This is a genomic window from Nocardia terrae, assembly GCF_009760405.1.
In the GTDB taxonomy this organism is placed as follows: Bacteria; Actinomycetota; Actinomycetes; order Mycobacteriales; family Mycobacteriaceae; genus Nocardia; species Nocardia terrae.
The window spans coordinates 23,246-34,626 of the sequence record NZ_WRPP01000010.1; the positions used below are offsets into that span (position 1 = coordinate 23,246).

At 68.2% G+C, this 11,381-nt stretch carries 16 protein-coding genes; 12 read left to right on the forward strand and 4 right to left on the reverse strand.

Annotated elements, in window-relative coordinates:
• Positions 1 to 37: 37 nt before the first annotated feature.
• The 3 genes from GPX89_RS35825 (at position 38) to GPX89_RS35835 (ending at position 2,072) form a co-directional block, all read left to right on the forward strand.
• Positions 38 to 520, forward strand: a complete 483-nt coding sequence (locus GPX89_RS35825) for a nitroreductase/quinone reductase family protein (protein ID WP_157392193.1) — start codon at positions 38 to 40, stop codon at positions 518 to 520.
• A 65-nt stretch (positions 521 to 585) separates the two neighbouring features.
• Entirely contained in the window at positions 586 to 1,470 is an 885-nt protein-coding gene (locus tag GPX89_RS35830; RefSeq protein WP_157392194.1) for an alpha/beta fold hydrolase, read from the forward strand.
• 38 nt (positions 1,471 to 1,508) lie between these two features.
• Positions 1,509 to 2,072, forward strand: coding sequence for an adenylate kinase (locus GPX89_RS35835; RefSeq protein WP_157392195.1), 564 nt, complete (start codon positions 1,509 to 1,511; stop codon positions 2,070 to 2,072).
• Positions 2,073 to 2,079: 7 nt separating this feature from the next.
• Here the strand turns inward: GPX89_RS35835 and GPX89_RS35840 are convergent, their stop codons facing one another.
• Entirely contained in the window at positions 2,080 to 2,529 is a 450-nt protein-coding gene (locus GPX89_RS35840; protein ID WP_157392196.1) for a MarR family winged helix-turn-helix transcriptional regulator, read from the reverse strand.
• Positions 2,530 to 2,667: 138 nt separating this feature from the next.
• Here GPX89_RS35840 and GPX89_RS35845 point away from each other — a divergent pair, with 138 nt between their 5' ends.
• From GPX89_RS35845 to GPX89_RS35875, 7 genes are all read left to right on the forward strand, one after another.
• Positions 2,668 to 3,006, forward strand: a complete 339-nt coding sequence (locus tag GPX89_RS35845; protein ID WP_157392197.1) for a DMT family transporter — start codon at positions 2,668 to 2,670, stop codon at positions 3,004 to 3,006.
• Positions 3,007 to 3,043: 37 nt separating this feature from the next.
• On the forward strand, positions 3,044 to 3,364 hold the full coding sequence (locus GPX89_RS35850) for a DMT family transporter (RefSeq protein WP_157392198.1): 321 nt from the start codon (positions 3,044 to 3,046) through the stop codon (positions 3,362 to 3,364).
• A gap of 76 nt (positions 3,365 to 3,440) precedes the next feature.
• Positions 3,441 to 4,067 (forward strand): hypothetical protein, encoded by a 627-nt coding sequence (locus GPX89_RS35855; RefSeq protein ID WP_157392199.1) that lies wholly within the window; start codon positions 3,441 to 3,443, stop codon positions 4,065 to 4,067.
• Between the two features lie 88 nt (positions 4,068 to 4,155).
• Positions 4,156 to 4,803, forward strand: a complete 648-nt coding sequence (locus tag GPX89_RS35860; protein WP_328602684.1) for an ABC transporter permease — start codon at positions 4,156 to 4,158, stop codon at positions 4,801 to 4,803.
• Positions 4,800 to 5,954, forward strand: a complete 1,155-nt coding sequence (locus tag GPX89_RS35865; protein WP_157392200.1) for an ABC transporter ATP-binding protein — start codon at positions 4,800 to 4,802, stop codon at positions 5,952 to 5,954. The genes GPX89_RS35860 and GPX89_RS35865 overlap by 4 nt, the downstream gene beginning before the upstream one ends.
• A complete protein-coding gene (locus GPX89_RS35870; protein WP_157392201.1) occupies positions 5,951 to 6,727 on the forward strand; it encodes an ABC transporter permease in 777 nt (258 codons plus the stop codon). The genes GPX89_RS35865 and GPX89_RS35870 overlap by 4 nt, the downstream gene beginning before the upstream one ends.
• Entirely contained in the window at positions 6,724 to 7,701 is a 978-nt protein-coding gene (locus GPX89_RS35875; protein ID WP_157392202.1) for a glycine betaine ABC transporter substrate-binding protein, read from the forward strand. The genes GPX89_RS35870 and GPX89_RS35875 overlap by 4 nt, the downstream gene beginning before the upstream one ends.
• Before the next feature lie 31 nt (positions 7,702 to 7,732).
• Here GPX89_RS35875 and GPX89_RS35880 read toward each other — a convergent pair whose 3' ends face one another.
• Positions 7,733 to 7,948 (reverse strand): hypothetical protein, encoded by a 216-nt coding sequence (locus tag GPX89_RS35880; RefSeq protein WP_157392203.1) that lies wholly within the window; start codon positions 7,946 to 7,948, stop codon positions 7,733 to 7,735.
• A gap of 162 nt (positions 7,949 to 8,110) precedes the next feature.
• Positions 8,111 to 8,590: a MarR family winged helix-turn-helix transcriptional regulator gene (locus GPX89_RS35885; protein WP_235948905.1), complete on the reverse strand. Its 480-nt coding sequence runs from the start codon at positions 8,588 to 8,590 to the stop codon at positions 8,111 to 8,113.
• A 145-nt stretch (positions 8,591 to 8,735) separates the two neighbouring features.
• Between GPX89_RS35885 and GPX89_RS35890 the strand changes: the two genes are divergently transcribed.
• Positions 8,736 to 10,187, forward strand: coding sequence for an MFS transporter (locus tag GPX89_RS35890; protein ID WP_157392386.1), 1,452 nt, complete (start codon positions 8,736 to 8,738; stop codon positions 10,185 to 10,187).
• Positions 10,188 to 10,245: 58 nt separating this feature from the next.
• Here GPX89_RS35890 and GPX89_RS35895 read toward each other — a convergent pair whose 3' ends face one another.
• Positions 10,246 to 10,743 (reverse strand): VOC family protein, encoded by a 498-nt coding sequence (locus GPX89_RS35895; protein WP_198347778.1) that lies wholly within the window; start codon positions 10,741 to 10,743, stop codon positions 10,246 to 10,248.
• 69 nt (positions 10,744 to 10,812) lie between these two features.
• Here GPX89_RS35895 and GPX89_RS35900 point away from each other — a divergent pair, with 69 nt between their 5' ends.
• On the forward strand, positions 10,813 to 11,337 hold the full coding sequence (locus GPX89_RS35900) for a MarR family winged helix-turn-helix transcriptional regulator (protein ID WP_328602686.1): 525 nt from the start codon (positions 10,813 to 10,815) through the stop codon (positions 11,335 to 11,337).
• The last annotated feature ends 44 nt before the right edge of the window (positions 11,338 to 11,381 follow it).

The window sequence follows — 11,381 nt, forward strand, 5'->3', positions numbered from 1 at the left end:
GCGCGGCCGCCACAATCGGATGCGGTTTACTGGCGGCATGGCTTTACTGGGTCGATTGGTCTCCGCCGGAGCGCAATTCGCGAATCGGCGGGGAGTGTATCTGGGGCGGCGGTCCACGAGAATCCATGTGCGCGTGTACCGCTGGAGCCGAGGGCGGGTCGGCGGAAACTTCACCGGCTACCGCGAAGGCAAACTCCTGCTGCTCGAGCACGTGGGCGCCAGGAGCGGCGTCACGCGGACCTCACCGCTCATGTACGTGGAAGACGGTGCGGCGGTGGCGGTCGCGGCGTCGAAGGCGGGCCAACCCGAGCATCCCGGGTGGTATCACAACCTGATCGCCCACCCGGACACCACGATTCAGATCGGCGGCGAGGTGCGGCCGGTGCGAGCAAGGGTGGCGAATCCGGCCGAACGGGAGCGGCTGTGGCCGCGATTCGTGGCGACCGTGCCGGACTTCGCCTTCTACCAACGGCATGCGGGAACCCGGACCATACCGGTCGTTCTGCTCGAGCCGCGCTGACGGCACAGCGTCTGGAACGACGTTGTTTGACCTGTTGGCGGCCGGTTTCGCCTAGGCTGACCGGAGTGAGTGCTGCCGCGTCGCGAACGATTGCTTTGCCGCACTGCCGGGTGAGCTATGCCGAGTACGGTGCGGACCACGGAACGCCGGTGCTGTATTGCCACGGCGTACCCGGAACACATTTGGAAGGTGAGGCTTTCGACGAAGCCGGCGCCGCCGCGGGAAGACGGATCCTGGCGGTGGACCGTCCCGGCATGGCCGAGTCGTCGCTACCGGCGGGGGAGCGGGTGGTCGACTGGGTCGACACCGTGGCCGCGCTGGCGGATCGGCTGGAACTGGACCGCTTCGCCGTCATCGGGGTCAGTGGCGGCGGGCCTTTCGCGCTGGCCATCGCCGCCCGGCTGCCCGATCGCGTGACCGGAGTCGCGCTCGTCTCCGCGCCCGCGCCGCCGGGCGAACAGGCCGATGCCGCCGAGCTGGACCCGGTGGCCCGCCGCCGTCGCCGCGGACTCAATGTGCTTCGGCGCGTGCCGTTCCTGGTGCACCCGATGGCCATGGAGATGTCACTGGTGATCCGCCGCCAGAAGGGCGTCGCCGGACTGGTCGCGCAAATGGCGCCGGTCGACCGCGACCGCGTCGAGGGCGACCCCGACCTGACCGCCAAACTCGAGGCCAACCTGCGCCGCAGCTTCGAACAGGGCAGCCGCGGCTTCGCCACCGACATCCGCCTGGTCTTCACCCGCGACTGGGGCTTCACTCTCGCGGAAGTGACCGTGCCCGTGCAGATCTGGCACGGCGACGCCGACGGCAATGTCCCCGTCGACGACGCCCACCGGCTCGCGGCCGCGCTCCCGCACGGCGAACTCCACCTCGTCGATGGGGCGGGTCATCTGCTGTTCGTCGACCGCCCGGCCGATATCCTGGCCTCACTCGGCACCGATCGGTCCTGACCGATACCCTCGAGGTTCGACGGAAGGGAAGCGCCCCAATGCGTTTGGTTATTCTGGGCCCCAACGGATCCGGCAAGGGCACGCAGGCGAAACTGCTGAAGGACGAGCTCGCCATCGCGCACATCTCGACCGGTGAACTGCTGCGCGCCGCCGTCGCGGCGGGCACCCCGCTGGGCCGCGAGGCCGAACAGATGGTGGAATCCGGCGGTCTGGTCCCCGACGATCTGGTGTTGAAGATGCTCGACGAGCGCCTCGCCGAGGCCGATGCGTCCCGGGGTTTCATTCTCGACGGCTACCCGCGCACCCTGGCGCAGGCCCGAGCCCTGGACACACTGCTGACCCGCACCGGACGGATGCTGGATCGTGTTGTCGAGCTGGAGGTTTCGGACACGGTCATCCTCGAACGCTGCGCGGCCCGCTTCGCGATCGAGCACCGTCGCGACGACGACCCCGAGGTGGTCCGCTCCCGACTGGCCCTGTACCGCACCAACATCGCCCCGATCGTCGAGTACTACCGTCCGCGCGGCCTGGTCGCCACCATCGAGGGCACCGGCGAGGTGGACGACATCCTCGCGCGTATCCTCGCGACGGTGCCGAAGTAGTTCGGGCTCAAGCAGTTTCGCGAGCGGTGGCCAGGATCGCGGCAATGGCCGGGTCACCGGCCGCGGCCTCGTCGAGCGCGGCGCTGAGCGTCTCGTCGTAGGTGGCGCGGGCCTGCTGATAGCGGGTGCGGCCCGCGTCGGTGATGACCGTGTAGACCCCGCGCTTGTCGTCCGGGCACAGATCGCGATAGGTGAACTCCGCCGCGTTGAGCCGGCCGACCAGCCGGGTGACCGAACTCTGATTGAGGCCGAGCTTGTCGGCCAGCTCCTGCATGCGCAGCTCGTCGTTGTCGGCCTGATCGAGAAAGCTCAACGCCCGATACTCCGACAGTCCCAGCCCGTGCCGCCGCTGCAGCGCGCTCGAGAGCCGGTTCTCCACCTGCGCGTGCAACACCAGCATGCGGTTCCACGCCCGCGTGTCCGGGCTGGTCTTCGTGGCTTCGACCTGCGATGACATCGATCAACTCCTCGAACTGACAGGTGGCCGAACGGGTTTCGTCTGCCCGCTCTTGACACAAGCTTACATGTACATGCATGCTTTCTGTCGTCGGAAAGTGCTTGCATATACATACAACTACTGAAGGGGTCGATACCCATGGCCTGGGTCTACCTGCTCATCGCATCCGTCTTCGAGGTCGTCTTCGCCCTGGCGACCAATGCCACCCACGGCTTCACCGTGCTCGGCCCGTCCCTGCTCACCGCGGCCGCGGCCGCGGGCGGCATCTTCTTCCTGAGCCTGGCGCTGAAATCCCTCGACGTCGGTGTCGGCTACACGGTCTGGACCGGCATCGGCTCGGTCGGCACCGTGCTGCTGGGTTCGGTGGTCTTCCACGAGGCCATCACCCCCGCCAAGGCGCTGGCCTTCGTCCTGATCATCGGGGGAGTCCTCGGTCTGAAGATCGCCGACAAGTTCTCCGCCGCACCCGCCGCCTGAAACCGCTTACGCCCGAACATCTTCCGAGGAGTCCGTCATGTCCTGGATCTACCTGCTGATCGCCGCCGTCTTCGAGATCGCCTTCGCGCTGGGCACCAATGCCACCCGGGGCTTCACCCGCTTGTGGCCGTCGGTCTTCACCCTGCTCGCCGCGGCCGGTGGCATCTTCACCCTGAGCCTGGCCCTGCGCACCCTGGATGTCGGTGTCGGCTACACCATTTGGACCGGAATCGGCTCCATCGGCACCGTCGTCCTCGGCGCATTGATCTACAAGGAGAAGATCACCGCCCCGAAACTGGTCGCCTTCGCCTCGATCATCGCCGGCGCCCTGGTCCTGCGCCTGGCCTCCGGAGCCTGACCCGGACCGACCGCGGGTTCGCTAGAGTGGAGGATTCGGGGGCCCGTGGGCCACACCGGATTGGGGAGGATTCATGATGTCCGACAACGATTCCCGATTTCCTCGGCTGCGGCGGATGGTGCGGCGCGCGACGGAGGCCGTGGCCCAGGGTCCGGCACCCGTCGGCGCGCCGCCCGCGCAGGTCGGCGACCTTCCGGTCGCCGAGAGCGTGACCCTGCGGATGCCCTCGCGCAAAGTGTGCCCGCGGCTGCCGGAATGGGTGTTCACCCTCAATGGGTCCGAATTCCAGAAGATGCTCGACTGCGATCACCCGCTGCCTCCGGCCCTGACGGTGAGCGACTACCTCGCACACCAGCAGCGGCACTTGGCGATCCGGCTGGTCATGGATCCGCCCAATGGGCGCAAACCGCGCAGCGTGGTCGAGTTCGTCCAGCGCTGCGACGCCGAGGAACTGCGCGCGATCTGGGCCGAAACCCTCGGCGGCGATGCCCTCATCGCCACCGCCACGGCGGGCCCGCTGCCCGCGCTCTCCCTGCTCGCCGCCGAAATGCTGGACCGCGCACACCGCTGGCAGGACCTGCTCGAACTCGAGCACGCCAGTGAGGTGGCCGGATTCCGGGCGAGAGAGCTCTTCAAGGACTACGTGCACGGCGACCGCGCCGAGGCCGCCAATCTCGACTGGGGAGCCACCGGCAGGATCTGATCGGCCGACGCCGGTTGCCGCATTACCGGTATGGGGCCGTCGCGTCCGGGATAGTCTCCGAGACAGCGGGATACGGGATGGGGACTCTGTGGACGCGCTCTGGCGGTTCCTGGTGACACGGCGGCATCAGCTGCTCGTCGATTCGTATCTGCACGTGTCGGCGGTGGTGCAGTCGCTGCTGATCGCGACCGTGGTGGCGGTGATCGTCGCGGTGCTGGTGTACCGCAGTCCGTTCGGATCCTCCGCGGCCACGGCGGCCGCCAGCGCGATCTTGACCGTGCCGTCGTTCGCGCTGCTGGGGTTGCTGATCCCGGTGCTGGGGCTGGGTGTCGCACCGACTGTCGCCGCGCTGGTGGTGTACGCGCTGCTGCCGATTCTGCGCAATGCGATCATCGGGTTGTCGTCGGTGGATCCGGCCGTGGTGGATGCCGCGCGCGGGGTCGGAATGAACCGGTGGCGGGTGCTGGCCGTGATCGAACTCCCGCTGGCGTGGCCCGCGATCCTCACCGGCATGCGGGTGAGCACCCAGCTGATCATGGGCATTCTCGCGCTCGCCGCCTACGCGAAGGGGCCCGGGCTGGGCAATGTCATCCTGTCCGGGTTGTCGCGGCTCGGCAGTCCGAACGCGGTGCCGCAGGCCCTGACCGGGACCGTACTGGTCATCGTGCTCGCGCTGCTGCTCGACGGCGTATTCCTGCTCGTCGGACGATTCACCACCTCGAAGGGGCTGCGATGAGCGGCGGGGCTTCCGTGTCCGGTGTCGGGATAGTTCTCGATTCCGTATCCAAATACTATGCGGGCCAGCCGGATCCGGCCGTGGACGCGGTCTCGATGTCGATCCCCGCGGGCGAGATCGTGGTGCTGGTCGGGCCGTCCGGCTGCGGCAAGACGACCACGCTGCGCATGATCAACCGCCTCATCGAACCCAGCTCCGGCACCATCTCCATCGGCGACCGCGACGCCGCCGCCATGAATCCGGACGAATTGCGGCGCGGCATCGGGTATTCGATCCAGCAGGCCGGGCTGTTCCCGCACATGACGGTGGCCAAGAACGTCGCCACCGTGCCCGGGCTGCTCGGCTGGGATCGCAAGCGGACCGCGGCACGGGTCGACGAGATGCTCGAGCTGGTCGGACTGGATCCGGGGACCTATCGGGGGCGGTATCCACGGCAGCTGTCGGGCGGGCAGCAGCAGCGGGTCGGGGTGGCCCGCGCACTGGCCGCCGATCCGCCGGTGTTGTTGATGGACGAGCCCTTCGGCGCGGTCGACCCGATCACCCGCGGGCTGCTGCAGGACGAATTGCTGCGCCTGCAGGCCGAATTGGGCAAGACGATCGTGTTCGTCACCCACGATTTCAGCGAAGCGGTCAAGCTCGGGGATCGAATCGCGGTGCTCGGCAACGGATCACGCATCCTGCAGTACGACACCCCGGCGGCCATCCTGGCGCGTCCGGCCGATGAGACGGTCGCGGGGTTCGTCGGCGCGGACGCCTCTCTCAAGCAGCTGACACTGACGCGGGTCGGCGACGTGGAACTCGAAGACTGCCCGACCGCGGTCGAGGGCGAATCCGTCGAGGTCTTGCGCGCGGCACTCGCGGGCCGGGACCGGCCGTGGGCATTGATCCTGGATGAGCAGCGGCGGCCGCTGCGGTGGGTGTCGGCCGGGCAGCTCGCGATCGCGCAGTCGCTGCGCGAGGTCGGCAGCCCGGTCGCGCAGACGCTGTCGGCGCGGTCGACGCTGCAGGCAGCGCTCGAATCGCTGCTCGCCGAGCAGACCGCGACCGCCGTGATCACCGGTGCGCATGGCGAATACGCGGGCCTGATCACGATCGACACCCTGGTCGCGCATCTGGCGACCCTGCGCGACGAGCACGGGCCGACCGCATGACCACCCGCGCCGTCACCGGACCGCCCGCCACCGCGACCGCGCGCCGCGCCGAACGCCTGCGGCTGCTCGTCCAGCCGCTGTTCGTCGCCGTACTCACCGCCGGCGTACTGACATGGGCCTTCACCCGCACACTCAGCACCACGCAGCGGGCGAGCATGAACGCGGCCACTATCGTGACCGTCACCCGGCAGCACGTGGCGATCACGATCGCTGTGGTGGCCATCGTGCTCGCGGTCGCGGTGCCGCTGGGCACACTGGTCACCAGGCCGGGATTCCGCCGTCTCGCACCGGTTTTCATCGGCATCGCCAATATCGGCGCCGCCGCCCCTGCGATCGGGTTGATCGTGCTGTTCTACCTGGTCACCCGCACCACCGGATTCTGGATAGGGGTGGCCCCGATCGCGTTCTATTCCTTGCTTCCGGTGCTGCGCAATACGATTCTCGGCTATCAACAGGTCGATCCGACCGTGGTGGACGCGGGGCGCGGACAGGGCATGTCGCCCGCAACGGTGTTGCTGCGCATCGAATTTCCGCTCGCGGTGCCCTACATCCTGGCGGGCGTGCGCACCTCGCTGGTGCTGGCCGTCGGCACCGCGACGCTGTCGTTCCTGGTGAGCGCCGGTGGGCTCGGCATCCTGATCGACACCGGATACAAGCTGCGCGACAACGTCACCCTGGTGGTCGGCGCGGTGCTCGCGGTCGCGCTGGCCCTGCTCGTCGACTGGCTCGGGGCGCTGGCCCAACGGTTCCTCGGGCCCAGGGGGCTGCGATGAGACCGGGGAAGTGGCTGTGCTGCACCGTGATCGGGGTTCTGCTGCTCTTGAGCGGATGCGGTCTGGAATCCGGCAGTGCCGTGCCGCTGCGAGTCGGCCCGGGCAGCATCCACCCGATACCCGCGCTGCACGGGGTGACGGTGACCGTCGGCTCCAAGGACTTCACCGAACAGAACATCCTCGGCTATCTGATCGAATTCGCGCTGTCCGCCGCCGGGGCGAATGTGCGTGACCTGACGAATATCCAAGGCTCCAACAGCCTTCGGGACGCTCAGTTGCACGGTCAGATCGACGTGGCCTACGACTACACCGGCACCGGCTGGGTGAACTACCTCGGCCGCGAGACTCCCGTCCCGGACGAACGCGGCCAGTTCGAGGCGGTCCGCGACGCCGACCGCGCCGCCCACTCCATGGTGTGGACCGACATGGCCCCCATGAACAACACCTACGCGTTGGTGACCAGCAGTCGCACCGCGCGGGACACCGGCGTGACCACCATCTCCGACTACGCGGCCCTGATCGCCAAGGATCCCGCCGCCGCGGGCACCTGCGTCGGCACCGAATTCAATGTCCGCCCCGACGGATTCCCCGGCCTGGCCGCCAAATACGGCATCGACCCGGGCAAGGTCCACAAGCAGATTGTCCAGGACGCCCTCGTCTACCAGGCCACCGCCGACGCCCGCCAATGCCGCTTCGGCTCGGTGGCCGCCACCGACGGCCGCATCCCCGCGCTCGACCTGGTCCTGCTGAAGGACGACCGCTCGTTCTTCCCGAAATACAACGCGGCCCTGGTGCTGCGCGCCGACTTCGACCGCGCCCACCCCGATATCGCTGCCCTCATGGCCCCGATCTCGGCCCTGCTCACCAATCCGGTGATCACCGAACTCAACCGCAAGGTCGACGTCGAGGGCCGCGAACCGGCCGACGTGGCCCGCGACTGGATGGTCGAGCAGGGCTTCGTCACCGCGCGGTGACGGATCGTCACCGTCACCGCGCGGCCGGCCGTCAGCAGAAGACGGCGGCGGCCACCGTGGTGCAGCCGGGCGGGACGAAGCCCTGCGAGCCCGTGTAGGGCGAGCCCGCGATCGGCTGCGGCGCTTGCACTTCCGGCGTGGCCGACGGCTGATCCAGCGTGATCTCGGCGAGGGCGTTCCCGGTGCCGAGCATCAGCACCGCGGCGCTCGCGACAAACGTTCCTGCGGCCAAACGCTTGATGGACAATTCGGATCCTCTCGTTCGTGAATGTCTACCGAACAGTAGGACCTGCGGGGAAATTCTCCACGCCACGAATTCTGTTGCCCCCCAATGCTTGGGGCGTGACAGGTCGAATTCGGGATTGCGTGCGGCGGATGGCGTGAAATGTCCCCTTTTCGGCGTGAATCGTTACTTGTTCGGGCGGCGTTGCCCGGATACGGACGCCGCCGGTCGTGGCCAGGGGCGGCCGTGATAGCGCTCGATCGCCGTATTGAACCGTTCGAGATAGGAAGCGAGGTTCGCCACTTCTTCCTCGGGCCAGTCGGCGAGAATCGCGTCGAGATGGCGAATACTCTGCGCGCGTTCGTCTTCCAAGGTCGCATCGCCCTCGGGCGTGACCCGGAATTTGCGCGCGATTCCGCCGTCGGGGTCGGGAATGCGTTCCAGTAAGCCGGATTTCATCATGGCGGCGGTCTGGCGGTTGAGCGTGGAGACATCCAGGGCGAGGGCCTCGCTGAGTTGCCCGATGGACAGCGGCCCATTGGTGCGCAGCAGGCTCAGGATCGTGTACGCGCTGCGGTCGAGGCGGTGGTCGCCCTTGCGTGAGATCAGGCTGTAGCGCCCGAAGAGCATCGCCTCGAACTCGAGCAAGTCGGTGGGTTTGGTCAAATCCGTTCCTTCCACTGATCGGCGTCGACCTGCGGTCCGTTCCGCGCGCCCATGCCTACACCCTACGTGATGTGTATGGCGCACTCGATATGCATCATGCATTGAGTGTGTATAGTGCACATGATTGCTTCGTAGTGCTGAGGAGATGCACGTGACCCAACCCGATGCCACGCCGCGGACCGGCGGCATTCTCGCGGTGCTGGCCTATACCGGCATCGTCGCCTCGCTCATGCAGACGCTGGTGGTGCCGCTGCTGGGCGAGCTGCCGCGAATCCTGAACTCGACGGCGTCCAACACCTCGTGGGTCGTCACCATCACGCTGTTGGTCGCGGCCGTGGCCACCCCGGTCGCCGGGCGCCTCGGCGACATGTACGGCAAGCGTCGGATGATGATCGCCTCGACCGTGCCGCTGATCATCGGCTCGGTGACCTGTGCGCTCGCCGGATCCCTGGTGCCGATGATCGTCGGCCGCGGCCTGCAGGGGCTCGGTGTCGGCGTGATCCCGCTGGCCATCGCGCTGCTGCGCGACGTCATGCCGCCGCAGCGGCTCGGCGCGTCCATCGCGCTGATCAGCTCGTCGCTGGGCATCGGCGGTGCGCTCGGCCTGCCGCTGGCCTCGGCGGTCACCCAGTACAGCAACTGGCGCGTAATGTTCTGGGTCGCAGCGGTTCTGGTCGCGGTCGCCACGGCACTGCTGGTGGTCTTCGTGCCCGAGGGCGCGGCCGAAGGGTCGAGCGGGCGCTTCGATTTCCCGGGCGCGCTGCTGCTCGGCGCGGGCCTCGTGGCGCTGCTGCTTCCGGTGTCCAAGGGTGCCGCGTGGGGCTGGACCAGCGGTGCGACCCTGGGCCTGTTCGCCACGTCGGTCCTGGTTCTGCTGGTGTGGGGCCGGTGGGAGCTGCGCGCGCCCGAACCCCTGGTCGACCTGCGGATCACCGCCCGCCCGCAGGTGCTGGTCACCAATCTCGCCAGTATCGCCCTCGGCGTCGGCATGTACGCCCTGCAACTGAGTGTGCCGCAGCTGCTGCAGCTTCCGAAGGCCCTCGGCTACGGCCTCGGGCAGTCCATGCTGGCCATGGGCCTGTGGATGGCCCCGGGCGGCCTGATGATGATGCTGATCTCCCCGGTCGGCGCGAAACTCTCGGCCCTGCGCGGCCCGAAGTTCACCCTCACCACCGGCGCCCTGGTCATGGCTATCGGCTACGGCATCGCCCTGCCGCTGATGGGCTCGGTCTGGGGTCTGCTCGTGGTCACCATCGTCTGCAGCTCGGGCGTCGCCTTCGCCTACGGCGCCATGCCCGCCCTCATCATGGGCGCGGTCCCGCTCTCGGAAACCGCCGCCGCCAACAGCTTCAACACCCTGATGCGCTCCATCGGCACCTCGGTCTCCTCGGCGGTCGTCGGCGCCGTCCTGGCCCAGCTGACGGTATCCCTCGGCGGCCACTCCATCCCGACCGAACACGGCTTCCGCGTCGTGTTCGTCATCGGCTCCGCGGTAGCCCTGCTCGCCGCCGTGATCGCCGCCGCGATCCCGGTCCGCCGCAGCATGCGCGGGTCGGCCGCCCCGACCGTCGAACCGATCGGCGCGTCCCGCTCCTGAAAACGCCGATCACGCATGGCGATCCGCCGGAACCCGCTCGTTCCGGCGGATCGACCACTCACGACGGCGAGTGCCGGGCCGGGGAACGATCCGTCCCCGGGCTGAGCGGTGAACCCGTGAAATCGACCTGGTCCGGGCGCATCTCGACATCGGCGAATCCGTTGGGTGGGTCGGTGTAGAGGCGGATACACAGGTCGTCGGGGGTGCGGAATTCGATCAGGTGGCCGATGAAGCCGGTGGTGACGGGTGAATGGTCGATGCCGAGCCCGTCCAGGTGAGTCACCCACCGGCGTAGTGCGTCGAGGTCGGTCACGCCGAAAGTGACCGGGTCAGAGCCCGCGGCCGCCGTGGTCGCGGCGGGGGACAGGCGTAATTCGAGCGGGATGTTCACGCCGGGAAGCGACATGATGACCGCGAAGACCGTGCCGTCGGGGTGGCGGTGATCGAACTTGCGGACATGGGTTGCGGCCATGGCGGTTTCGAACCAGGCGATGGCGGTCGGGAGATCGGAGACAGGGATCTTCAAGTGGTGGACGCCCGTCAGGCGTGGATTCATGGGGCGAGCGCCTTTCCCGGTGACCGGAGTAACTTTGACGGCCATGTAGTTAGGTGCCATATTAGATTCGTGACCACGGATCCGGAAGACCTGAACGCTCCCACGCTGGCGCAGGCGCGGTCGCAATTGCGGCGCTATGGTCTCGAATCCGAGGTCGATCCCCGGGCCGTGCTGGTGGCGGTGCGGCTGCTGGCGGCGGGGGCGAAGCTCGGGCAGGCGACGGAGGTGCACTTCGCGCGGTTCGGGCTCTCGGCCGGGCGGTATCGACTGCTGGCCGCGCTCGAAGACGCCGAGGGTGAGCTGTCGCCGTCGCGGCTGGCGGCCATCCTGGGAGTCACGCGCGCAACGGTTACCGGACTGATCGATGGGCTCGAACAGCAAGGGCTGGTGTGTCGGCGGGCCTCGGCCGAGGACGGCCGCGCGGTGACGGTGGTGCTGACCGCGCGCGGCGCGCAGAAGCTGCGGGAGGTGGCGCCGGAGCACTTCGGCCGCCTGCAGTCGATGGTCGGCGCGCTGACCCGCGAGGAGCGCGAGGTCTTCCTGGATCTGCTCGAGCGCATCAGCCGCGGGGTCGGCGCGCTCACCGACGACTGATCGGACCGGTACCGCCCAGCGGTTCGGTCTGCCCATATAGTTAG